This window comes from Mesorhizobium sp. M0019 (assembly GCF_040323975.1).
GTDB lineage: Bacteria > Pseudomonadota > Alphaproteobacteria > Rhizobiales > Rhizobiaceae > Mesorhizobium.
In genome coordinates, this window is record NZ_JAMYVK010000023.1 from 78,098 (window position 1) to 101,857 (window position 23,760).

At 60.5% G+C, this 23,760-nt stretch carries 17 protein-coding genes and 1 pseudogene; 9 read left to right on the top strand and 9 right to left on the bottom strand.

The annotated features are described in order from the left end of the window. Positions 1–34 precede the first annotated feature (34 nt). The 7 genes from NKK47_RS18045 to NKK47_RS18075 form a co-directional block, all read right to left on the bottom strand. Positions 35–1,216, bottom strand: coding sequence for a serine hydrolase domain-containing protein (locus tag NKK47_RS18045; RefSeq protein ID WP_352568093.1), 1,182 nt, complete (start codon positions 1,214–1,216; stop codon positions 35–37). Positions 1,217–1,242: 26 nt separating this feature from the next. Further along, the gene (locus NKK47_RS18050) at positions 1,243–2,439 is read right to left on the bottom strand and encodes a serine hydrolase domain-containing protein (protein WP_352577769.1); all 1,197 of its coding nucleotides are present in this window, start codon (positions 2,437–2,439) and stop codon (positions 1,243–1,245) included. Between the two features lie 62 nt (positions 2,440–2,501). After that, complete coding sequence (locus NKK47_RS18055; protein ID WP_352577770.1) at positions 2,502–3,530, bottom strand: extracellular solute-binding protein; 1,029 nt, start codon at positions 3,528–3,530, stop codon at positions 2,502–2,504. Between the two features lie 27 nt (positions 3,531–3,557). After that, positions 3,558–4,370 (bottom strand): ABC transporter permease, encoded by an 813-nt coding sequence (locus tag NKK47_RS18060; RefSeq protein ID WP_023675453.1) that lies wholly within the window; start codon positions 4,368–4,370, stop codon positions 3,558–3,560. Further along, a complete protein-coding gene (locus NKK47_RS18065) occupies positions 4,363–5,292 on the bottom strand; it encodes an ABC transporter permease (RefSeq protein ID WP_023675452.1) in 930 nt (309 codons plus the stop codon). Before NKK47_RS18065 ends, NKK47_RS18060 begins: the two co-directional genes overlap by 8 nt. After that, complete coding sequence (locus tag NKK47_RS18070; RefSeq protein ID WP_352577771.1) at positions 5,292–6,386, bottom strand: ABC transporter ATP-binding protein; 1,095 nt, start codon at positions 6,384–6,386, stop codon at positions 5,292–5,294. Before NKK47_RS18070 ends, NKK47_RS18065 begins: the two co-directional genes overlap by 1 nt. A gap of 102 nt (positions 6,387–6,488) precedes the next feature. Continuing rightward, complete coding sequence (locus NKK47_RS18075) at positions 6,489–8,192, bottom strand: amidohydrolase (protein ID WP_352577772.1); 1,704 nt, start codon at positions 8,190–8,192, stop codon at positions 6,489–6,491. A gap of 141 nt (positions 8,193–8,333) precedes the next feature. Here NKK47_RS18075 and NKK47_RS18080 point away from each other — a divergent pair, with 141 nt between their 5' ends. Both NKK47_RS18080 and NKK47_RS18085 read left to right on the top strand, forming a co-directional pair. Beyond that, entirely contained in the window at positions 8,334–9,365 is a 1,032-nt protein-coding gene (locus NKK47_RS18080; RefSeq protein WP_352577773.1) for a histone deacetylase family protein, read from the top strand. Positions 9,366–9,602: 237 nt separating this feature from the next. After that, positions 9,603–11,246, top strand: coding sequence for an MFS transporter (locus NKK47_RS18085; protein ID WP_352577774.1), 1,644 nt, complete (start codon positions 9,603–9,605; stop codon positions 11,244–11,246). Positions 11,247–11,466: 220 nt separating this feature from the next. Here NKK47_RS18085 and NKK47_RS18090 read toward each other — a convergent pair whose 3' ends face one another. Further along, on the bottom strand, positions 11,467–13,767 hold the full coding sequence (locus NKK47_RS18090) for a hypothetical protein (protein WP_352577775.1): 2,301 nt from the start codon (positions 13,765–13,767) through the stop codon (positions 11,467–11,469). 338 nt (positions 13,768–14,105) lie between these two features. On the opposite strand from NKK47_RS18090, the gene NKK47_RS18095 reads away from it, so the two are divergent. From NKK47_RS18095 to NKK47_RS18115, 5 genes are all read left to right on the top strand, one after another. Further along, entirely contained in the window at positions 14,106–14,966 is an 861-nt protein-coding gene (locus NKK47_RS18095) for an FAD binding domain-containing protein (protein WP_352577776.1), read from the top strand. Then, positions 14,966–15,442: a (2Fe-2S)-binding protein gene (locus tag NKK47_RS18100; RefSeq protein ID WP_023675443.1), complete on the top strand. Its 477-nt coding sequence runs from the start codon at positions 14,966–14,968 to the stop codon at positions 15,440–15,442. The genes NKK47_RS18095 and NKK47_RS18100 overlap by 1 nt, the downstream gene beginning before the upstream one ends. A gap of 2 nt (positions 15,443–15,444) precedes the next feature. Then, positions 15,445–17,709, top strand: coding sequence for a xanthine dehydrogenase family protein molybdopterin-binding subunit (locus NKK47_RS18105; protein WP_352577781.1), 2,265 nt, complete (start codon positions 15,445–15,447; stop codon positions 17,707–17,709). Then, on the top strand, positions 17,709–17,954 hold the full coding sequence (locus tag NKK47_RS18110; RefSeq protein ID WP_023675441.1) for a MoaD/ThiS family protein: 246 nt from the start codon (positions 17,709–17,711) through the stop codon (positions 17,952–17,954). The genes NKK47_RS18105 and NKK47_RS18110 overlap by 1 nt, the downstream gene beginning before the upstream one ends. A gap of 988 nt (positions 17,955–18,942) precedes the next feature. Further along, a complete protein-coding gene (locus NKK47_RS18115; protein WP_352577777.1) occupies positions 18,943–22,203 on the top strand; it encodes an NACHT domain-containing protein in 3,261 nt (1,086 codons plus the stop codon). Between the two features lie 236 nt (positions 22,204–22,439). Here the strand turns inward: NKK47_RS18115 and NKK47_RS18120 are convergent, their stop codons facing one another. Further along, a complete protein-coding gene (locus NKK47_RS18120) occupies positions 22,440–22,859 on the bottom strand; it encodes a DOPA 4,5-dioxygenase family protein (RefSeq protein WP_352577778.1) in 420 nt (139 codons plus the stop codon). A gap of 146 nt (positions 22,860–23,005) precedes the next feature. Between NKK47_RS18120 and NKK47_RS18125 the strand changes: the two are divergent. Next, positions 23,006–23,293, top strand: a pseudogene (locus NKK47_RS18125) (xanthine dehydrogenase family protein molybdopterin-binding subunit); the annotation flags it as partial. Then, positions 23,293–23,538: a MoaD/ThiS family protein gene (locus NKK47_RS18130; RefSeq protein ID WP_352577779.1), complete on the top strand. Its 246-nt coding sequence runs from the start codon at positions 23,293–23,295 to the stop codon at positions 23,536–23,538. The pseudogene NKK47_RS18125 and the gene NKK47_RS18130, both read left to right, overlap by 1 nt. Positions 23,539–23,760 lie beyond the last annotated feature (222 nt).

Below are 23,760 nucleotides of genomic sequence, written 5' to 3' on the forward strand. Positions count from 1 at the left end.
AGGTCCACAGGAAAGGTCGGGCTGTCTGGATGGATCAGACCATCCGGCTCAGCGCCTCGAAGAAAGATATCATATCCAAATCGAGCGGATCGTCGACCGGTACCGGCTGCGACGACATCTTTGCGATTACCATTTCGGCCTTCGGATTGACGTAAAGCCACTGGCCGTGGATGCCGATGCCGCAGACGGCGCCGCTTGCCGCGCCCGTCTGGTACCATTTGTTGCGGTAGCGGCCACGCGGAAACAGGAACGCCATCGTGCCGCGCCGCCAGGCCTCGGCGTCACCGCCGGTTTCGGTCGTGTCGCGCACCCAGGCTTCCGGCACGACGCGGCGGCCATTGGCTGCGCCGCCTTGCCGCATCATCTCGCCGACGCGTGCAAGGTCGCGCGGCGTCACCGAAATGCCGCCGGCGGTGCGCGCCGTTCCTTCCGTGTCGACTGTCACCGAGGCATCGCCGACGGCGCCGAGCGGCTCCCATAATTTTTCGCGCATCAGATCGGCGAAACGCCGGCCAGACGCACGTTCGAGCAGGATGCCGAGCAGGTCGGAATTGGGCGAACGGTAGCGGAACGTCCGGCCATGCGGCTCGGCCAGACCCTGCAGCGTCATGAGGAAAGTGGCCAGGCTCTCGGTGCCCCCGCCCGGATTCCACAGCATGGCGCGGCGATAGCGGGCGAAGGCGCTTTCCGGATCGAGATAGGCCTCTTCGAAATCGAGGCTGACACTCATGTCGAGCACGTGCCGCACACGCGCATCGCCATAGGCCGAGCCGGCGGCTTCGGGCAGATAGCGGCTTACCGGTGCCTGCGGATCGAAAATCCCCTCGCCTTCCAATATGCCGGCAACAATGGCGGTCAGCGACTTGCTGATCGAAAAGACGAGGTGGCGCGCCCCAAACTCCATATGCGGCGCGGACCAGTCGCCGACGAATTTGCCGCGTTTCATGATCGTCAGCGCGTCGGTATCGGAGCGCCTGAGAAACGCCGCGACCGTCTCCGCCCCGCCTGCAAGAGCGACCTTTTCACCAAGTAACCCGCCGAAATCCTGGGCCGGCGCTTCGCTGCTGCCCGGCTTTGCCGCCACGGCAGCGCTCGGCACCAACTCGCCGACATTCTGGAACGACCACCGGCTGAACGGGCTTTCGCGCCAGTTGCCGAGCAGCACTTGCTTGCGGGCAAAGCCGTATCTGGTTTCGAACGCGGTCTTGCCGGTCATGGTGATCCTGCGGATTTCTTTGAGGTTCAGGCGAGCGCCGCGGCAATGGCATGCACGGCCTTCAGCGTCCCCACCGAATAGCCGATGTTGGTGAAATCCGGATAGCTCGAAAGCTTCACCACGACCATTTTCGTATCCCAGTCGATATGGATCAGCTGCCCGAACACGCCCCGGCACATCAGCGCGCGCGAGCGCGGGTCCTCGATCCAGAACTGGTTGCGGTAGCTGCCTTCCGGCAGGCTGGGACTGAAATCCGGCCCATGCCTGCCATGGCGTGTCGTCTCGATCCAGTCGGCCGGCACGATTTCGCCGCCATTGTCGAGGATCAGCTGGCCGAAGCGGCCATAGTCGCGCAGCGTGGCGTTGAAGCCACCGTCGGCGATGGCGTAGCCGGCGCTGTCGACGGTGAAGCAGGCGCTTTCATCCGCACCGAGCTTTTGCCAGAGTTCGTCCGAAACCAGCTGCGCCAGCCGTTTGCCGCTCACCCGTTCCATGATGAAGGCAAGCACGTCGGTCTCGATCGAGCGGTATTCGAAGGCGGCGCCGTGTGGCCGGATTTTCTCCTTGAGCCCCAGGATCAGTTCGAACATATGCGATGGCCAGCGGAAGGCCGGATCGCTGTCCGGTGGCACCGGCTTCCAGCCGGTGGCGACATCGACCTGGCCGATGTCGGAATAGGGGTCGGTGTATTCCTCGGAAAAGCGCACCCCGCTCGTCATGTCGAGCACATGCTGCACGCTGGCGCCTGCCCAGCCGGTCGCTTCCAGCTCCGGCAGATAGGTCGTCACCGGCAAAGCCGGATCGATCAGCCCGCGCCCGACCAGTATGCCGAACACCGAGCCCGTGACCGACTTCGCCATCGACTGCGAAAGATGCAGCGTGCGCTCGGTCATGCCGTTGAAGTAGCGCTCATAGGCGACCTTGCCGTCCTTGAGCACGAGAAACCCGTCGGTATAGGTCTCATCGAGCAGTCCGGCGAGTGTCGTCGGCTGACCCATGCTGTCGTTCACCGGCAGCGCGTCGAGATCGACCTCGGCGCGCTCGAAGCGATGCCGATGGCCATTGCCGCGCCAGACTTCGACGGTCGGCAGAAATTCGCGGATGTGCTGAAACGCCCAGCGGTTCCATGGCGGCCGGTCCCAGTCGAGCTTCGGCGGCACCATCCGCGGCGGCGAACCCTGCATGATCGGCGGCGCCGGTTCGCTGTTGCGATAAGATTTCATCCAATCCCCTTGTCGCAAAGAAGGGAGGCCGAAGCCTCCCTTCGATCGATCCCACGTCGAGCCTATTTGCGCAGATTGGTCCAGATCTTGTTGTAGATCTCGACCACTTCCGGTGGGCAAGGTGGCACGAATTCCGCAGTCGGCGCACCGGCCGGCGGATTGATTTCCGGCGCGCTGGCGAAGTCCGGCGGCAGGAATTTGTGGCTCCCGGTAATGCCGTTGTCGTAACCGGCGAATTCCGAAATCAGCGCGGCGTTTTCCGGGGCCATGACGAAATCCTGAAACAGCTTCGCATTTTCAAGGTTCTTCGCGCCTTTCAGCACGGCCACATTGTCCATCCAGCCTTCGATGCCTTCCTTGGGATAGGCGTATTTGATCGCCGGAATTTTCTGGCGCGCACGATAGGTTGCGCCGTTCCACGCCTCCGTGACGATCACATCGCCCGAGGTGATCTTGGTGATGGTGTCGTAGCTGAAGGTCTTCCATGACGGCTTGGCGGCCATCAGTATGTCGTTGACCTTCTTCAGATTGGCCTTATCGGCGCCGCAACGCGGCACGCCGGCGTAGCGCTCGGCCGCATGCATCACAGTGTTGACATCGTCCAGCATGTTGATCTGGCCCTTCAACTCGTCCGGCGGGTCAAACAGGATCGCCAGCGTGTCGATGTCGCCCTTGTATTTGTCGGTGTTGACTTCGAAGGTCGTGGTGCCGAACTGCCACGGCACGGTGTAATGCCGGCCATTGTCCCAGTAGATGTCGACAAAGCGCGGGTCGAGGTTCTTGCCGTTCGGCATCGCATTGGGCTCGGTCTTTTCGAGCAGGCCCTCATCGATCATGATCTTCACGGTGTAGTCGGATGGGACGACGATGTCGTAGCCGGAATTGCCGGCGCGCACCTTCGACAGCATGGTCTCGTTGGAATCGTAGTCGTCCAGCGTCACCTTGACGTTGTATTGTTTGTCGAATTTCTCGATCAGCTTGGGGTTGGTGTAATCACCCCAATTGTAGATGTGCAGCTCACCATCGGCGAGTGCAGGTACTGCCCATAAAAGTGCTGCCGTCGAAACGGCAGCCATCAGTTTCCTAGACATCACAGTCTCCTTTGCCTTCCCATTGACTCACTTGGCGCGGCGGCGCGCGATCAGGAACGATATCGAGACGAACAGGATCGAGACCAGCAGCAGGATGGTGGAGATGGCGTTGATCTCTGGCGTCATCGGCCGCCTGATCTGGTTCCAGATGTAGAGGGGCAGCGTCGTCTGCCCGGGGCCGGCGACCAGCTGCGTGATGGTGAAATCGTCGAAGGAGACGATAAAGGCGAGCGCCCCACCCGACAGGATGCCGGGAACCAGCAATGGCAGCGTTATGCGCCGGAAAGCATGCCAGGGCGTGGCATAGAGATCGGCCGCGGCAGCTTCGAGCGTCAGATCCATGTCCTCGAGACGCGCCCGGATCGGCATATAGGCGAAAGGAATGCAAAAGACGGTGTGGGCGAGGATCAGATTGCCGATGCCGAAATTGAGCCCGAGAGTGCCCGCGATCAGCGCAAAGAACGAGAGCGTCGCCACCGCCGTGATGATCTCCGGAACCATCAGCGGCAGGTTGATGACCATGAAGGCGGCCGACAGCCCGCGCCACGGCTTGACCCGGGTCATGCCGATCGCCGCCAGCGTCGCGGCGATCGTCGAAATGATCGTGGCGGTGACAGAGATGATCAGCGTGTTCTTGGCGGCGTTGTGGAATTCCTGGTTGAGCAGCGCACTGCCATACCAACCGAGCCCGATGCCTTCCCAACGCGTGACCAGAGACCCGGTGTTCAGCGAGAAGATCATCAGGATCAGGATCGGCGCGTAGAGCACGCAGAGGCAGATGATGGCGATCGAGCGGAAGCCCGGTTGGTCCTTGATATCGGCGCTGCGGGGGTCAGCCATGCCTCATCTTCCCCGACGTGTTACGGACATAGAAGTAGAGCGCCACCAGCACCGCTGCCATCAGGATCAGCGCCTGCGCGCAGCCGAGCGGCCAGTTGCGCCCGGAGCCGAATTGCTGGGCGATGAGATCGCCGATCATCAGGTGGATACCGCCGCCGAGGATCAGCGGCGTCACATAGGCGCCGAGGGCCGGAATGAACACAAGCAGGCAGCCGGCGATGATGCCGGGCAGCGACAGCGGGATGATCACCCGCCATAGCACCTGCCGACGGGTCGCATAGAGATCGTAGGCGGCCTCGACCAGCCGGAAATCCAGCTTCTCCAGGCTGGAATAGAGCGGCAGCACCATGAACGGCAGGAACGAGTATAACAGGCCGAGCTGGATGGCGAAGTTGGTGTAGAGCATGGTGATCGGTTTCTCGATCACCCCCAGAGCCATCAGTGCGTTGTTGATGAGGCCCTCGTCGCGGATGATGAACATGATGGCAAGAGTGCGCACCAGCAGGTTCGACCAGAACGGGATGGTGATCAGCAGCACCCACCAGTTGCGCTGCGCCGGCGGTCGCGTGGCCATGAAATAGGCTGTCGGAAAGCCGAGCAGCAGGCAGATGACCGTCGTCACCACGGCGAAGACGAACGAGCGCAGATAGATGATCAGGAAATCCGGCGTGAACTGCAGCGTGTCGTCGAAGATGTCGCGCTGGAACAGGAAGTTCAGATAGGCGTCGGTCGAGAATTGCCACTGCACGCCGCCATAGGGTGCTGCGGCAAGAAATGAATAGATGACGATGATGAGAAGCGGCAGCACGCCGAAAATGCCGATGATTATCAAAGCTGGCAACGAAAGCAGGCGGTGGCGCCTGGCACTGGCCTTCTCCGCCTCTGCTTCGAACAATGCAGCTTGGGAAAACGCGCTCGCCATCAATCCCTCAGCACTTGCGCGGCGTCGTTGCCGATCGAGATACCGACCTTGTCGCCCCGCTCGAAACCGCAGCCTGCGCTGCGCGTGTTCTGCTGGCGCACGGTGAAGGCTTCGCCGCTGTCCAGTTGGACATGAATATGCGTGTCGGTGCCGAAATAGACGATGTTTTCGACGGTTCCGGAAAGATCGCCCTTGCCGCTGGTCAGCTTGGCGTGTTCCGGCCTGACCACCACGGTAGCATTATCCTTCGGCTGGAAGCCTTCAGCCACCGTCGCGTCGATCGTTGCGCCGGATTTGAGGGTCGCGCGCGCCTTGCCGTTGCCGATGTCGGTGATGGCTGCGGTCAGGAAATTGGTTTCGCCGATGAAGTCGGCAACGAAGCGCTCCGCCGGCTTGTCGTAGATGTCCCAGGGCGTGCCGACCTGCAGGATCTTACCGGCCGACATCACAGCGATGCGGTCCGACATGGTCAGCGCTTCCTCCTGGTCGTGGGTGACGAAGATGAAGGTGATGCCGGTCTGGTGCTGCAGCCGTTTCAGTTCGATCTGCATCTCCTTGCGCAGCTTGTAGTCGAGCGCCGACAACGGCTCGTCGAGCAACAGCACTTTTGGCTGCGGCGCCAGCGCGCGGGCCAGTGCGACGCGCTGCTGCTGGCCACCGGAGATCTGGCTGGTGCGGCGGCCGCTGAGCGCCTCCATTTTGACCAGCTTCAGCATCTCGGCGACGCGTGCCTTGATTTCGGCTTTCGGCTTGCCCAGCATCTCCAGGCCGAAGCCGATATTCTCGGCCACCGTCATGTGCGGGAACAGCGCATAGGACTGGAAGACGGTGTTGACCGGCCGCTTGAACGGCGGCAGCGGCGCAATGTCGTGGCCGTGCAGCAGGATTTCGCCTTCGCTGGGGAAATCGAAGCCGGCGATCAGCCGCAGCAGCGTCGTCTTTCCGCACCCCGACGGCCCCAGCAGCGTGAAGAACTCGTTCTCGCGGATCGACACCGAAACCGTGTCGAGAGCGGCGACTTGTGCGTCCCCGGTACCGAACACCTTGCGGACGCCGCGGACCTCGATTGCACTCTTACCCGGCTGATCCGGCACGCATTACCCCATTGTCATGTCCGCTCTTGTTGGCGGATCCAGTTCCCATTCGATTGTCAGCATATGCCGGTCGGCTTGGCAACCATGCATCTGAATCTCGGTTCAGAACGCAAGCTCCGTGCCATCGTCAGCCCCATCATCAACCTGATGACTGATCTTGCCGCCGCAGATGGTAGTCACCGGATGCACCTTGTGTAACAAACCCGGTTCAGTTGTCTCGATATCGGCCGACAGCACCACCAGATCGGCCAGATAGCCGGTTTTCAGCCGGCCCTTGCGGTGCTCCATGAATTCGGCATAAGCGCCTTCGACTGTATAGCCCGCAAGCGCTTCCAACAGCGAGAAGCTCTGGTCGGGAACGCCGTCTGCCCAAGGTTTGCGCAACACCGCCGCCTGAATGCCCAGGATCGGGTCGACCCGCGACACCGGCCAGTCGGAAGCGAAGACGACATGCGCACCCGCCTGCTTCAGCGTCCGCCAGGCATAGCTCAGCGGCCATCTTTCGCGGCCGATGCGCGAAAGCGTCGGCTCCAGCGGGAAGTCCATGGCGCCGGGCGGGTGCGGCGGCTGCATCGAGGCGATGACGCCGAGTTCGGCAAAGCGCGGCACGTCGGCGGCAGTGGTCACCTCGATGTGCTCGACCCGGTGACGGCTGTCGCGCCTGCCGTTCTTCCGCCGCGCCGCCTCGTAACCGTCCAGAACCGCGCGCACAGCGCCGTCGCCTATCGAATGCACGGCGATCTGCAGGCCGCGCCGGTCGGCCTCCAGCGCCACCTCGGCGAAATGCTCTGGCGTGAACAGCGGCTCACCGCGCCAGCCCGGCCGGTCGGCATAGTCGTCGACCATGACCGCGGTCCAGCCTTCCAGCACGCCGTCGTAAAACATCTTGACCATGCCGGACGACAGCCATTCCGATCGGTAGGCGGAAGCCATCCTCGACGCTTTTTCCAGCCTGTCGAGCGTCATGAAGTTCTTGAAATGAAAAGGTATCTTGGTGCGGCAGAGCAGCCGGCCTTCCTGCTCCAACCCGGCAAGCAGTTCGAGCTGGTAGAGATTGCCGTCCATGTTCTGGATTGAGGTGATGCCGTGGCGGGCGCACCATTCCAGCCCGCGATGCATCAGGGCACGGTCGGCCGCGATTTCAGCGGCGGAAGGGTACGGCTCGGGCTCGCCGCCTGTCGCAAGGCCGAGCCGCACGCGGTTCTGCCCGGAAAGCTCGAGGATCGGCCCAAAGGCCTCGCCCTCACGCAATTCGCCGGCCGCGAGGCCGTCGGCGCCCATGACGATCTCGTTGCCGGGGCCGAGTTGCTTGCCGTGCAGGATGCCAGCCAGCTCAAGCGCCTTGGTGTTGGCCCACATCGTGTGGTGATCGGAAGCCGACATGGCGAACGGCCGGTCGGCGATAATGCGGTCGAGATGATGGCGGGTGACCGGCTCTTCCTTGGAAAGGATAGTGTAGTCGACGCCGGCCCCAAGCAGCAATTTGGCGTTCGGCCGTGCCGCAGCGTAGGCGCGGATCGCGTCGCTCAGTGCATCGAAGCCATGCACGCCCTGAAGGTGCAGATTGTCGAGCTCGGCCGCGCCGCCGAAAAGGTGCATATGCGCTTCGATGAAGCCCGGCACCACCGAACCGCCTTGCGCATCGATGATCTTCGTGGCCGGCCCTTTCAGCGCCTCGATCGTCCGGCGATCGCCAACCGCCAGGATGTTGCCGTCCTTTATCGCCACCGCCTCGGCCGTCGGATTGCCTTCGTCCATGGTCAGCACACGGGCATTGGTGACGATCAGGTCGGCATTTGAACTCATGATTACCCGCGGTTCGGTTGCGTTGCCGGCAGGCTAGACGACCGGCTGCCGGGCCAGCAAGCCATAGCTGGTTGGCCCAGCGCCTTGTGAAGGGCCATGCAGGACGGCTAGGGTCGCCGCGTCTCACCACGGAACAATTTCATGAAGACTGTTTTTTCGCCTTTCCATGCCGGCCATTCCGGCAATGTCGAATTGATCGCCGGCGCCATCGTGCCGGCTTTTGAAAAGCCTTCGCGCGCCGAGTTCATCAGGGCGCGGGTGGAGAGCGAAAAACTCGGTCCGATCCTGCCGCCGGAAAGCCACGACCTTGCCGCCGCCAGGAAGGTGCATGCCAGCGACTACATCGATTTCCTGCCGACCGTGTGGCCGCTCTGGGAAGCGTCGGGCCGCAGCGGTTCGGCCATTCCCTTCACCTGGCCGACGCGCGGACTGCGCGGCGACGTGCGCCCGAAAGGCATCGATGCGCTGCTCGGCTTCTACTCCTTCGACGGTGGCGCGACGTTCGTCAAAGGCACATGGGATGCGATCAAGTCGTCCTATGACGTCGCGCTGACCGCCGCCGCGCTGGTCAAGGCCGGTGAGCCTTCCGCCTTCGCCCTCTGCCGCCCGCCAGGGCACCATGCAGGGGCGGCCTTCATGGGCGGCTATTGCTTCATCAACAACGCCGCCGTCGCCGCGCAATGGTTCCGCGACCGTGGCGCCGGGCGCGTTTCGATCCTCGACGTCGATTATCACCACGGCAACGGCACCCAGGAGATATTCTATCGCCGCGGTGACGTTCAGGTGCTGAACCTGCATGGCGATCCGATGACCGAATATCCCTTCTTCCTCGGCCATGCCGACGAACGCGGCGAGGGCGACGGCGAAGGCTTCAACGACAATTACCCGATGCCCTTCGGCACCGGCTGGGACGTGTGGAACGCCTCACTCGAGGACGCTTGCACGAGGCTTTCGGCTTATGCTCCCGACGTCGTCGTGGTTTCACTCGGCGTCGACACTTTCGAGAAGGACCCGATCAGCCAGTTCAAGCTGAAGACCCCCGACTATCCCAGGATCGGCCGCCGCATCGCCAGGCTCGGCCTGCCGACGCTGTTCGTCATGGAAGGCGGCTACGCCGTCGAGGAGATCGGCATCAACGCCGTCGGCGTGCTGACCGGCTTCGAAGACCGCTAGAAGTGCCGCCGGTGCCTGCCAATCACATGGCAGCGCTCGGCAAGCGGTACCGCCTGCCTGACCGATCCTTCAGCCTGCAGCGGCACGCGCTGACCCGCCCGCTATCTTGTTGTTGGACCATGATATTTTTCCAGAATGCGTTCGCCCTTTGCGAAATGATGTTCTATTTTTTGAACCCACGGCTTGCGGGGCCGATTGATCGGAAGAACAAACGCATTTGAGCCCGGGAAAGCATTTATGAACGACGACACACCGGAAAGCGAAAGCGCCTCGGCGCTGGCGCCGTTCCGGCACGGCATCTTCCGGGCGGTGTGGTCCGCCAGCCTCGTCTCCAATTTCGGTGGCCTCATCCAGGGCGTTGGCGCCGCCTGGATGATGACGACGATCGCCACCTCGTCCTACCAGGTGGCATTGGTCCAGGCCTCGACCACCTTGCCGATCATGCTGTTTGCGCTGCTGGCCGGCGCCATCGCCGACAGCTTCAACCGGCGCAAGGTCATGCTGATCGCGCAGATCTTCATGCTCGTCGTCTCGGCTCTTCTGACCGTCTTCACCTATCTCGACCTGATGACACCGTGGACGCTGCTCGCCTTCACCTTCCTGATCGACAGCGGCACCGCGCTCAATAGCCCGTCCTGGCAGGCTTCGGTCGGCGACATGGTGCCTCGCACCAAGGTGCCGGCGGCGATCGCGCTCAACTCGATGGGCTTCAACCTGACGCGCAGCGTCGGCCCGGCGATCGGTGGTATCATCGTTGCCGCGGCAGGTGCCGCCGCGGCCTTCGCCGTCAACACGCTGAGCTATGTCGGCCTCATCGTCGTGCTGGCCCGCTGGAAGCCGGAACTGCCGGCATCGACCTTGCCGCGCGAGACACTGGGCGCCGCAATGGGCGCCGGCCTGCGCTATGTCGCCATGTCGCCTAACATCGGCAAGGTGCTGGTCAGGAGCTCCGCTTTCGGCTTCAGCGCCGGCGCGGTCCTGGCATTGCTGCCGCTGGTCGCGCGCGACGTCGTCAAGGGTGATGCCTTGAGCTACGGCATCATGCTCGGCACCTTCGGCATCGGCGCCGTCGGCGGCGCGCTGACCAGCGTCAGGCTGCGGCAGCTGCTGTCCAGCGAAACCATGGTGCGCATGGCATTCGCCGGTTTCGCCGTCTGCGCCTTCAACGCCGCCGTCAGCAATCATGCCTGGCAGACGTCGCTCGGCCTGCTGCTCGGCGGCGCCTGCTGGGTGACGGCGCTGTCGCATTTCAACGTCACCGTGCAGATGTCGACGCCGCGCTGGGTGGTTGGCCGCGTGCTTTCGGTCTATCAGACCGCGACCTTCGGCGGCATCGCGCTCGGCAGCTGGGTCTGGGGTGTCGTTGCCGACGCGCATGGCGCCGAAGTCGCCCTGATGGCGGCCAGCGTCGCCATGCTGGCGGGAGGCGCCATCGGCCTGCTGCTGCCGCTGCCGCAGCAGGCGGTGCTCAACCTCGACCCGCTCAACCGCTTCCGGGAGCCGCATCTGGCGCTTGATCTCAAGCCGCGCAGCGGTCCCATCGCCATCATGATCGAATATGTCATCCGCAACGAGGACGTACCGGAATTCCTCGCCACCATGGCCGAGCGCGGCCGCATCCGCCGACGTGACGGCGCCCGCAACTGGACATTGGCGCGCGATCTCGAAAATCCGTCGATATGGATCGAGCACTACCACACGCCGACCTGGGTCGAATATATCCGCCACAATCGGCGCGCCACCTACGCCGACGCGGTCATCGGCGAGCGTATAAGGGCGCTGCACAGCGGCAACGAGCCACCGCGCGTCCGCCGCATGATCGAGCGCCCGACGACTGCCGGCACGGCGCTGGTCATGCCGAAGGGACCGATCGAGCATTAAAGCATTTTGCACCCAAGGGAATCACTTGACGTCGCAGAAATGCGGTTAAAACAAATAGATAAAGCGGGATGCACCGTTCAATTTGAACGCATCCCGCTCCAGCGCAATTCCAGGAAAAGTGTGATACGGTTTTCCGTCCGGAAGAGACAGAGCGGTTCGCCGTTTCCGTGAAACGATGAACCGCTCCAGCCACCCTGACGCCCTTCCGCTGGCGATTCGACTACATGAGCTCTATGACGAAATAATCGCCCTGCTGTATCCACTTTACCAGGAAGTTGATCGTCAGGTCGGTACCGCTCCAATACATCTCGACGGTTGATGGAGACGGCTTTATGAGGCCTCCCTCGATAAAGTCACTCGACCTCGTCCCAGATACGCCTGAGATGAAATTGAAATCCTGGAACTGGAATGTGACCTCGCAGCTGAGAGTGAACGGCGTGAACCCGCCGCCGGCCGGCTTGGGCAACGCGAACTGAACCAACGCCGGCTCTGCGTTCGGCTTTTCGGTCTTTGAAAAGCTGCCGGATGGCCCCTGCAGGTGCCAGGTGATTTCAGTGATTTCTTTCTTGGTGGCGTTGAACCAGAGACCCGTTGCTATCGTCAGCATCGCCGGCTTGACGACCGGCGCCGCAGTAAGGGGAATACTGATGGTCTCGGTCTTGTAGCCAACGGCTGCAACTTGCAAGCTGACCGATGCTTGGCCGGTCGGCGGAGATAGCGTGAACGCTGTGTTGGTGGCCCCGACCACCGCGCCCCCTTGCGATATGGTCCCTCCAACCGATTGGGACTTGTTATCGGCGTCGACTGCTTTGATGGTTATCGTCGCCGGCTGGCCCGCTATCAGGGACGGGGGAGCCGCGGAGAGCAGCATTTCCCCGAGGGTGACATTGACGGGAACTCTGGTGAGCGGAGACATCTTCGTGCACAATGTCTGCATCACCGTAATTTGGTCTTCTACCTTGAGCTCGCCCACGTAAATCCCGAAGAAGAGCGTCGTCCAACCAAGTGGCGTATCGCTGGCGCGCCACTTCCCGTTCACGAATACATGCACGCGCGCCCCGGGAATCACGCCTGATACGTAAATTAACCGCTGGAAGACCCGGACGGGCTGTTGAATATCCGGGGTCTTGAGTGGGGTCAGGTCGGACACTTTGATCGGGCCCCCGACCCGAAGCGCGAGGGGCTGACAAGTAAGCTCCAGCTCGGCGTGAATGTGCTCGCCGGCGCGCAACGGCCGAAATGTCTCGACCCAGACGAGGCCGCCAAAACTGAATACGGGCTTGCTGATTACAGGAGAATCTGGCGCATCCGAGTACAAACGTACGACCGCGTTGTCGACGCTGTTGACGAAAGCGCCGCTTGCACATTCAAATGCAGGCTCCATGACGGTCGGCGGAAATACGCTGCCCTGGTAAGACCCTACCACCAGCAACTTATCCGATGTGGCTGTCTTGCCGCATAGCTCCTGGATGACGACGAGCGATGGAAACGGCGGCGAGGCCGGGATCAGGGCCGACACGTCGGGAATCCAGTATTGGCCGGAACTCACATCCTCGCCGACTCCGATTCTCCCGAGCACGGTAGCTGCACCCGAAGTCGGATCGACAAGTTGGATCGTCAATGTCGCGCCGGGCTCGAGATTGGAGATAGGCAAAGCACGGGCTGCCGGGCAGGAGTACTGTGAGGCGTCGATTACGGGCTTTCTAACCGGCAAGGTTTCGTCGACGATCACCGGAGGGGCAGATGACGGACTTGATGCATTGCAGCGCTCGAAGTGCTGCGTGGCGCTGAAGACATCCGGATTGTGCGCGGCACGGCCAAGCAGCGCCAGGAGGTTGGCACCGACGAAAGGATATTCCAGCACGTCGCCATTGAAGTGGACCTTCGTGGTGGCGCCTTGAGCCAACCCCCTGACGGGTACTGCTTGCGCGCACCCAGGAACCGGGCCGACTGCTGGTGCCGGCATGGTATTTTCCCGATACGGCGTCTGTTCGGCGGGCAAGCTCGGGGTCTGACTGCTCTTCACCTGTCCGGCAGGCGTCTGAACGGACTGCACCGCGCTAAGCACATCGTTGGCCTGGATCGCCCCGCGAATGCGCACTGGTACGACATTTCCGCGTGCAGTATCGCTGCCAATCAATGCGCCGCCGTTGAAAATCTCGACCGTGGCGCCAGGATAGGCTGCGCCTATCAGCACCCAGTCGACGCACTCGTGCACCTGACTCAAATACACCAATGGGCTTAGCGTCGAGGGATACCCGAGCACGACGATCGGGACCGGGCTTGGATCACTGGCTTCGGCGCCGAGCGTCCAGCGTGCGGTCAATGCATCCCCCACGTTGAGGGAGCCTGCGGCGACCGGCACAAAGGTACTGGTTGTGGCGCCGGCATTTACCGCAGGGACGGGTACGCCATTTACCAGGAGGGAAATGCTCGAGCCGGGAAGCGGCCCATCGATACGGACCGAGGTACTCAAGACCGATACGGGGCCAATCACAATTGGTGCAAGGAGCGTGCTCATGTTCGTTTCCCTCTCTGTACGGCGCAGACATGTCGCCTGGTTCGAAACAGGACATAGAGGGAGCGCACTTACGGATGACTTACGGATGACTTACGGATGGGTCGGCGCGGTGCTGGACTGCGCGCGCGTCCGCCGCATGATCGAGCGCCCGACGACTGCAGGCACCGCGCTGGTGATGCCGAAGGGACCGATCGAGCATTAGTGGCTGGCGGTGCGTCCAGTTGGACGAGCAAATGAAATTGCGGCGCCTGGCCCAATCCGCGAATGCACGAACAGGATGGCCATTGTGGAGAGACGGTTATATCAGTTGGTGTGACTATGACCACTAAGGGGAGACGATGCGTTACATACGTCCGCTTTCAATTGAAGACGCCGCCGGCCTGTTGGCCGGTTCAGCCGGCACGGCCGCCATCCTCGCCGGAGGCAGCGACCTCTTGGTGCGAATGAAAGGCGGCTTTATCGAACCCGACCTGATCGTCGACATCAAGGCGATCGACGGGCTTGGCGAGGTCAGGGAAACAGCCGAGGGCTTCAGCATCGGCGCGGCGGTCCCCTGCGCATTGCTGGGCGAGAACACGGCCCTGCAGAAGGCATGGCCCGGCGTCGTCGAAGCGGCCAAGCTGATCGGCTCGAAGCAGGTGCAGGGACGCTGCACCATCGTCGGCAATCTGTGCAACGCCTCGCCGGCCGCCGACAGCGTGCCGGCGCTGGTGGCCGCTGGCGCCAAGGCTGTGGTCGTCGGCCCGGGAACCAGGCGCACGATTGCCGTGGAAGCGGTGCCGACTGGGCCGGGCAAGACGTCGCTGGCCAAGGGCGAGATCATCGAAGCAATCCTGCTCGACAGCCGTCTGCCGCGTTCGGGCGATGCCTATCTGCGTTTCATTCCGCGCACAGAGATGGACATCGCGGTGGTAAGCGCCGGCGTGAACTTGACGCTCGATGAGCAAGGTCGCGTCAAATCCGCCCGTCTGGCGTTGGGCGCCGTGGCGCCGACGGTGATTCTGGTCGAGGAGGCCGCCGAGGTTCTCATCGGCTCCAAGCTAGACGAAGCCACGCTGGAGAGGCTCGCCAAGGTCTGCTCGGGCGCCTGCCGCCCGATCGACGACAAGCGCGGCACTATCGAATTCAGACGGAAAGTCGCGGGTGTGCTGGCCAAGCGGGCCGCCACGACCGCCTATGCACGCGCAGGAGGCAAATGATGGCTGGTGTGGCAGTATCAACGACAATCAACGGCGACAATGTCGAGTTCCTTTGCCAGCCGGACGAGACGCTGCTTGATGTCCTGCGCGATCGCCTGGGGCTGACGGGCGCCAAGGAAGGCTGCGGCACCGGCGACTGCGGGGCCTGCAGCATCATCCTCGACGATCGGCTGGTGTGCTCGTGCCTGGTGCTCGGCGCGGAGGCCGAGGGTCGGCACGTCGAGACCATCGAGGGCATGGCGCATGGCGACAGGCTGCATCCGCTGCAGCAGAAATTTCTGGAACACGCCGCACTCCAATGCGGCGTCTGCACGCCGGGCTTCCTCATGGCTGCCAAGGACCTTTTGGCCAAGAATCCCGATCCGACCGAGGAGGAGATCCGCTTCGGCCTCGCCGGGAACCTCTGCCGCTGCACCGGCTATGACAAGATCGTGCGTGCCGTTCAGGACGCCGCCAGCGTGATGAAGGGAGCATGACGATGAATTTCGATCCGCGTTACTCCGGACGCAATTTCACCTCTGTCGGCACGCGTCCCATCCGTCCCGACGGCGTCGACAAGGTGACGGGCCGCGCACGCTATGGCGCCGACTTCAACATGGCCGGGCAACTGGTCGGGCGCGTTCTCAGAAGCCCCCATGCACATGCCACGATCAGGAAGATCGACACGTCGAAGGCGGAGAAGCTCGCCGGCGTCAAGGCCGTGATCACCGCGGCCGACCTGCCCGACCTCACCGACGGCGATGCCGCCATGTACGACATCCTCGACAACTGCATGGCGCGCAAGAAAGCGCTCTATGATGGCCATGCCGTGGCCGCGGTGGCTGCGGTCGATGCCCGCACGGCGAGGCAGGCACTGAAGCTGATCGAGGTCGACTACGAGGTGCTGCCGCATGTCACCGACGTCGACGAGGCGATGAAGCACTCCGCACCCCTGATCAACGACGCCATCTTCACCGAGGGCCTCGAGCAAAAGCCCGTCAAGCCTTCAAACGTCACCAAGCGCACCCAGTACGGCCATGGCGACATCCATGAAGGTTTCGGCCAGGCCGATTTCGTCGTCGAACGCTCCTTCAAGACCGAGCAGACGCACCAGGGCTATATCGAGCCGCATGCCTGCGTGGCCAATGTCAGCTCCGACGGCACCGCCGACCTCTGGGTCTGTACGCAAGGCCATTTTGTCTACCGCCAACACTGCGCCCAGCTGCTTGGCATGGAAGCCTCGAAGCTGCGCGTCACCTCCTCGGAGATCGGCGGCGGTTTCGGCGGCAAGACCCATGTCTGGGCCGAGCCGGTGGCACTGGCGCTGTCACGCAAGGCCGGGCGGCCGGTCAAGCTGGTCATGACGCGCGACGAGGTGTTCCGCGCCTCCGGCCCGACCAGCGCCACCTCGATCGATGTTCGGATCGGCGCCCGCAAGGACGGCACGATCACGGCGGCCGAGGCGACGCTGCGCTATAGCTGCGGCCCCTATGCCGGCACGTGGGCCGAGATCGGCGCCATGACGGCCTTTGCCTGCTACAAGCTCGAGAACGTCAGGACGGTCGGCTACGAAGTGCTTGTCAACCGGCCCAAGACCGCGGCCTATCGCGCGCCGTCGGCTCCGATGGCGGCGTTTGCGGTGGAAAGTGCGGTCGACGAGCTGGCCAAGGAGATCGGCATGGACCCCGTCGAGTTCCGGATCAGGAACGCGGCGCAGGAAGGCACCAGATCGTCCTATGGACCGGTATACGGCCCGATCGGCATCGGGCCGACGCTGGAGGCGGTGAAGAACCACCCGCATATGAAGGCGCCGCTCGGCAAGAATCAGGGCCGCGGAATGGCCTGCGGCTTCTGGTTCAATTTCGGTGGCCAGACCTGCACCGACCTCAACATCGGCATGGACGGCTCGGTCTCGCTTGCCGTCGGCACTGTCGATGTGGGTGGTTCCCGCGCGTCGCTGTCGCTGGTGGCGGCGGAGGAGCTCGGTATCCCCTATGAGCAAATCAAGGCGGTGGTCGCCGATACCTCCAGCCTCGGCTATAACGATATGACGGACGGCAGCCGCGGCACCTTCTCGTCTTCGATGGCGACGATCTCGGCCGCTCGCAACGCCATCAAGATCCTGCGAGAACGCGCCGCGCAGATGTGGGACATACCCGTCGACGACGTGGTCTGGGAAGAGGGTCACGCGATTGCCAAGGGCGCGACGCACGGCAACCTCTCACCGCTGTCGATGAAGGAGATCGCGGCCGCTTCCGGAAAGACGGGGGGACCGATCGCAGGGCACAGTGAGCTCGTCGCCGACGGCGCCGGCGTCTCCTTCGCCACCCATATCTGCGATATCGAGGTCGATCCCGAGACCGGCTCCACCAGGGTGCTGCGCTACACCGTCGTTCAGGACGCCGGCAAGGCGGTGCATCCGACCTATGTCGAGGGGCAATACCAGGGGGGTGCCGCGCAAGGCATCGGCTGGGCGCTGAACGAGGAGTATATCTACGGCAAGGACGGGCGGCTGCAGAACCCTGGCTTCCTCGATTACCGCATCCCGGTCTGCTCGGACCTGCCGATGATCGACACGCAGATCCTCGAGATCCCCAATCCTAACCATCCTTACGGGGTGCGCGGCGTCGGCGAGACCTCGATCGTGCCGCCGCTGGCGGCGATCGCCAATGCGGTCTCGAACGCCGCGGGCGTGCGCATGACGCATATCCCGATGTCGCCGCCGCGCATCCTGGCGGCGCTCGAGGCGGAACGGGGAGGCTGATGGTCGAAGTAACGCTCTGGGGGTCGCTCGGCGCGATCGCTGGAGGCAAGAGCAAGGTCGAAATCGAGGCCAAGGACATTCGGGAGCTGTTCAGGAAGCTGGCTGAACAGTATCCCGGCCTCGAGCCCTACATCGATCGCGGCATCGCCGTCGCCATCGACGGGACGATCTATCGCGATACGTGGTCGAAGGAACTGCCGGAAGGGGCGGAGATTTTCCTGCTGCCGCGATTGGCTGGGGGGTGAGTTGGGGCGGAGTGGAACCTCGATATCCAAGTGTCGCGCCCACGATGTAGGCGACATCACCACCGTCTCGCCTGACACCCGGCTGTCTTCCTGCCAACTCAAAGATCTGTCGATTTCCCGTTGACATTGGCAACTGCCGTCAGCGAGAACTGGACTCATCCGCGGGGGATGCCAAAATCATCTTGCAAAGTGCTATGTTTGGGGCGCGCAATTCGCGTGTGGTTTAAAATGAGATGTGACTTCACTCGCTTTTCAACGCAATCATTCGAGCGATTTATACAGGCAATAGCGCTTGCTAAACTCGGTGCAACCACCCAGATATTTGGAAGCGGCAAGGACGGCGCCCGCGAGGCAACATTCAATGGGCGCGTTAACATCAACTCTTCGGAAGTCTGGGATGGCTATGTAGTAATTCAAGCCAAATACCACGAGAATCCAGGTAAATCCAACGAGAATGCATCTTGGCTTATCCGCCAGATCGACTCTGAGATGGAGAAATTTGAGGACGCGTCGCGATCTTTGAAACGTCCTGATTATTATATAATTGCTTCAAACACTAATTTGAGTTGCGGCCGCCGCAGATCACACGGGCAAGGGAGGAGGAGGTATAGATCGGGTTGAGAAGCGTCTTAACTTCTGGAGTGAGCGGCTAGGTCTCAGATCCTACGCGCTCTGGCACGCCGATACCCTGGGTGTACTTCTGGATACACTACCATCGATTCGAGTTGAGTACGATTTCTGGATAACGCCAGGAGATGTTCTGTCCGCCGCCCTAAAGAAGATTAACGATAGCGATGTCGAGAACTACATCTCATCATTTCTTCGCAGTCAGCTTCGCATAAGCCGCGACATAAAAACAAAAGACGCCGGCCAAACCACTGGAAAAAAAATACTTCTTGATGATATCTTTTTAGATCTACCAATTGATAGCTCTAGCTTTCTATTTGAGGAATTTGTCGAAATTGACGATGATGAATCTCAGGAAATTGTGGAAGCAACAGCGTTATATACCTCAACCTATGAATCACCCGAAGGAAATTACGCCGAAATCGATCCGGACTTGATAGAAGAGGGTTATTTTGAAGAAGACATCGAGTCTTATCGCGTTCTCAAAACGATCGTCGACAGGTGCTCTGACAAATTTAACAGATCGACAGTTGACGACCACAAAGGATGCCGGGAAAAAATCAGGAATCGAGTGGTCCTCATGGGAGGGCCCGGCCAGGGAAAGTCCACAATCGGGCAATTTTTGGCACAGATCTATCGGGCTAAACTACTCGAGATTTTACCCAACAATTCTCCTGATATTAATAGTGTAATTAAAGCCATTCTTGACCGCGCCGCCTCCGAAGGCATATCTCTGAAAGGCCTAGCTCGCTTTCCCTTTGTTGTTGATCTCCCTGCCTTTGCTGACGCGCTGAACAGTGCAACCAAAGCAGGGCGGGAGTTACCGCTTCTAAGCTACATCTCACTTCAGGTGGGGCGGGACGCAAACGCCCTGACAGTGACGGCACTTCGACGATGGTTGAGTGCAGTTCCCACAATTTTCATCTTGGATGGCTTGGACGAAGTTCCGCACGCGAGCAATAGAGGTGACGTTATAGAGGCTGTTAATTCCCTAATAGATGAAATCTACGAATTGAACGCCGATAGCTTCACGCTAGTAACAAGTAGACCACAAGGCTATCAAGATGAATTCAGTCGACGTACCTGGGCTCACTGGGAGATGGCCGACCTAAGCAGTGCCGATGCGATCAAGTTTGGACAGCAACTGGCTGTTGTTCTGGTGCCAGATGAGACCCGGCGACAAGAGATCATACAGACGCTGTCCCAAGCGACCAAAGACGACGCGACGGCGCCGCTCATGACCAGCCCGCTCCAAGTTTCTCTGCTATTTGCTTTGGTTGAGACCAGAAATAATATTCCAAAAGATCGATGGACTTTGTTCTATCGCTACTATGAGATTCTGAGAGATCGGGAGATTGCGAAAGGGGGAGAAAACGGTAAACTTATCGGAGAATATAAAGGCGAGATCGACAGGCTTCATTATGAGGCTGGCTACCTTCTCCAACTACGAGGGGAAGGAACAGGAAATGCCAACCCATTTCTCAACCCATTGGAGTTGGCGGGAGTCATACGCCAGCAACTTACGAAGTCTGGATACGATGATGATTTAGAGATACTGACACAGAAAATTGTAAATCTTGTAACAATGCGGCTGGTATTTTTGAGATGCAAAACCGCAGAGAGGATTGCTTTCGATGTGCGATCCCTGCAGGAATTTATGGCGGCTGCACGGCTAATGGCAAGCCCTGAAGATAAAATTCGAAGGCGCCTCAAAGAAATAGCTGGAATTTCTCACTGGAGCCATGTCTTCAAGATCGCTTGTAGCAAAGTATATTCGTCAGCTGAACTTGAATCCTTGCGTGAAGAAATCCTCTCTATATTGGACTCTCTCGACGCCGGGGATAGAGCTAGAGAGGATTCGGTTATTCAGAGTGGAGCTTTGCTTGCGGTGCAGATGCTCATCGATGGGGTAGCCGGCGCCGTACCCACCTCGAAGCGGAACCTCATTGTTCGAGGAATGAGACTTCTGCGCAGCGGCAATCCACAGGCTCCATTTCAGCTTGCCAAGGCAATTGACTTTTCGGCGTTGAAGACGGTGGAAGTGGCGCTGGCCGAGCGACTGCGAGATGGAGGCAGCCACACCGCATCTAATTCGCTAAGATTGCTTTTACTACTAATGCATTCAACTGATGCCGCAATTTCAAATTGGGCGTCTGAATACGTCAAACCGTGGCTGCCGTCTGAGCCCACTGATGCATTGGCGCTAATTACCTCAAGCCGCTTCATTCCACCAAAAGGTCCAGTGCTAGAATGGCTGCAGAAAGCTCTCTGGCGGTCCGGAATTGCGGAGGTGAGATACTGGCACACTCTCTTGGGATCTGCAGACAAGCCCTCCACAGACGACAACCCGTTCCACCTTATGGGACTCCAGGATCGACGTCGATCCAATGCCACTTTACTTTTTAACGATGGAACAGAATCCGACATTTATTTTAGATTTAGGCGGATGGATGAAGTCGTTTCGGTACCTATGGTTCCATCCGACGCACATGAAGACTGGAATGTTCTTAGTGCGTTGAATAATCTTGTCCAGCAGCGGACACCGCGCGATTTCATGAACTTCCTGTCGTTTCTCGCCGAGCGGCCCGACATAAGCCTGCCGGCTCAGGAAATGCCTTGGGTTGTACTGGCGGCACTTAACCGCAGGAAATGGGGCGACTCATTCTCCGACATCGGGTTGGAATTGCAAAATGGCCTGTGGGCTAATGAGGACAACTGGCAGGGCTCTGAACGCCGCTGGGTGGAATCCGGCGTTAGCGTTCGCGAATTTCATCCCGACGTCGGGTCGAGGGCTTTCTTTCCAGCTCAATTGCTGATTCCGGTGAGAAGGCCACCGTCGTCGCGCAACAGGCGGGAGAATGCCGTGCAGCGCAGACTTGCCACCTTAGATGCAATTCTGGCGATTGATTCCGGCCTGCCGGGGTCGGCGGAATTCTCCGCAAGGATGGTAGCTTGGTATTGTCGAATTCATCGAGGCCTTCATCTCCCGGACAATGTTTTGCTGGAATTCCAGAGGAGAGCAGAGATCGCCAAATCTGACGTCGATCTCCATCGAGAAATATTGGCAAACTGTAACGTCGACCTTGATCAGTTCGAGACCGCACCGATCCAAGTAAATCTGCAGCACTTGGTTAGCAAAATTTCCTCAATTCCCAATATACCAGCTATCCTTTGCCTTAGATTTTTAAAGTCATTTATAAAGGATAATTCACTACGTCATCTACTCGTTCTAGCAAGCGGATCACTCCCATTATTTCCTTCACAGCAACGTGTTTTTGATGAATTTTTCAGAATTGATGTCAACGCAAACGTCTATGATGATGATGTCACCATAGAGGCGATAACACTGTTGCGGCTTGCGAATGGGGAAGATGTAAACCCCGATGATCTGAAGACCGTTACCATATTGCGTTTGCGAAGAATCCTTGAGAAATCACGTTTATCTCGAGAGCATGCAAATGAAGTATTGCGGACTGTGAGTTTTAGGAGGCTGGTTGCGCCAACTACCGGAACGAAAGAGTATGGAGCACTTCAGACGCTTATGGACATGGTTGAGAAGACCAAGTCTAGGCTACATGTTCCTGCCGTCTGCGACGATTTGAGGTTGCCAACGCCGATATGAACGTGGCCTAAGGGCGCTGTTGTACCGCGTTCCCTTCGACGTCAGCCGTCGCCGCCCTACTCCACCCGAATATTGCTTGCTCCCCCACTGCCCCGCATCGAGTGGGTAGTATTGTTGCTACGAACGTTTCGAACTGTCGGGCGCGCCCAGTGCTGCTGGCGGCCGGTAATCGTGGGAGACCGGGGGATGTCCTCAGTTCTTCAGGTCCCAAGCTTTAGCCGCCGATCTGCCCGCCTCTAAACCCCCACCGTTGGCTCAGTATTCACCTCCAGCGCCTCTTCCGCCTCATCCTCCCCGCCGAGAACCTCGCCGTGCACCCCCAGCGGCCGGCCTATCCAGATCGGGTCGACCAGATGATCGCGCTTGGGGTTGGTGGTGTTGGGGTGGATGAGGATGCTCAGGCCGCCGTGGTTCAGCATCAGCCACGGAACGAGCGTAGCGAAAATCCCGGTGGCGAAGGAGACCTGGTACATAGCCTGCTCATGCGGGCCGACCGGCTCGTCGCGCCAATTGCCCAGGCGCACGCGGAAACGCTCGCCGATGCGCAGGCGAAGCCATTCGGCATGCTGCCGCTCGGCCTGCCCGTCGTAGTAGATATGCGCGTGATAGCTGGCAATTTCCGAAAGCGGCCTTGGACTGGCGGCGTCTTCGTTCACCTTAATGCTCCCCTTCGATGATTATAGGGCCCGGAAGAACTCTATCCGAAGCATGGAAGGCCGACCTTGTCGAGGGCGGCATTGACCTCGACCTTCTTCGAGTTGTCGGCGGCGGCAGGACACGGCGCAGCGTGCCGGAGGGGACGTTGCTGGAGCGCAAGGCATACGGCAAGGACGGGCGGCTGCAGAACCCTGGCTTCCTGGACTACCGCATCCCGGTCTGCTCGGACCTGCCGATGATCGACACGCAGATCCTCGATATCCCCAATCCCAACCATCCCTACGGGGTGCGCGGCGTCGGCGAGACCTCGATCGTGCCGCCGCTGGCGGCGATCGCCAATGCGGTGTCGAACGCCGCGGGCGTGCGGATGACGCACATCCCGATGTCGCCGCCGCGCATCCTGGCGGCGCTCGAGGCGGAACGGGAAGGCTGATGGTCGAAGTAACGCTCTGGGGGTCGCTCGGCGCGATCGCCGGAGGCAAGAGCAAGGTCGAAATCGAGGCCAAGGACATTCGGGAGCTGTTCAGGAAACTGGCTGAACAGTATCCCGGCCTCGAGCCATACATCGATCGCGGCATCGCCGTCGCCATCGACAGGACGATCTATCGCGACACCTGGTCGAAGGAACTGCCGGAAGGGGCGGAGATTTTCCTGCTGCCGCGTCTTGCCGGGGGATAACTGGACAACCCTGTCCTACCCATTGACGACCAAGACATGGCCTAGGCTCGAGAAAAACCTCGGCTATCCACGAGAATTCTTGGCCAGTTCAGCCTGCGAGTTTGGCTCCTTTTCGATGACTGCTTCTGTGTCAATGCACGAACATGAAGTAATCGCGGAAGCGGTGGCCACCTGAGATGTGGCGGCGATGTTCGAACATCTGGCCGGCTGGCTGTCCTCCGA

Coding starts and splice junctions, on each gene's coding strand:
- NKK47_RS18130 (WP_352577779.1), top strand. CDS start 23,293: ATGGTCGAAGTAACGCTCTGGGGGTCGCTCGGCGCGATCGCCGGAGGC.
- NKK47_RS18095 (WP_352577776.1), top strand. CDS start 14,106: ATGCGTTACATACGTCCGCTTTCAATTGAAGACGCCGCCGGCCTGTTG.
- NKK47_RS18090 (WP_352577775.1), bottom strand. CDS start 13,767: ATGAGCACGCTCCTTGCACCAATTGTGATTGGCCCCGTATCGGTCTTG.
- NKK47_RS18085 (WP_352577774.1), top strand. CDS start 9,603: ATGAACGACGACACACCGGAAAGCGAAAGCGCCTCGGCGCTGGCGCCG.
- NKK47_RS18100 (WP_023675443.1), top strand. CDS start 14,966: ATGGCTGGTGTGGCAGTATCAACGACAATCAACGGCGACAATGTCGAG.
- NKK47_RS18105 (WP_352577781.1), top strand. CDS start 15,445: ATGAATTTCGATCCGCGTTACTCCGGACGCAATTTCACCTCTGTCGGC.
- NKK47_RS18110 (WP_023675441.1), top strand. CDS start 17,709: ATGGTCGAAGTAACGCTCTGGGGGTCGCTCGGCGCGATCGCTGGAGGC.
- NKK47_RS18060 (WP_023675453.1), bottom strand. CDS start 4,370: ATGGCTGACCCCCGCAGCGCCGATATCAAGGACCAACCGGGCTTCCGC.
- NKK47_RS18065 (WP_023675452.1), bottom strand. CDS start 5,292: ATGGCGAGCGCGTTTTCCCAAGCTGCATTGTTCGAAGCAGAGGCGGAG.
- NKK47_RS18080 (WP_352577773.1), top strand. CDS start 8,334: ATGAAGACTGTTTTTTCGCCTTTCCATGCCGGCCATTCCGGCAATGTC.
- NKK47_RS18075 (WP_352577772.1), bottom strand. CDS start 8,192: ATGAGTTCAAATGCCGACCTGATCGTCACCAATGCCCGTGTGCTGACC.
- NKK47_RS18050 (WP_352577769.1), bottom strand. CDS start 2,439: ATGAAATCTTATCGCAACAGCGAACCGGCGCCGCCGATCATGCAGGGT.
- NKK47_RS18055 (WP_352577770.1), bottom strand. CDS start 3,530: ATGTCTAGGAAACTGATGGCTGCCGTTTCGACGGCAGCACTTTTATGG.
- NKK47_RS18045 (WP_352568093.1), bottom strand. CDS start 1,216: ATGACCGGCAAGACCGCGTTCGAAACCAGATACGGCTTTGCCCGCAAG.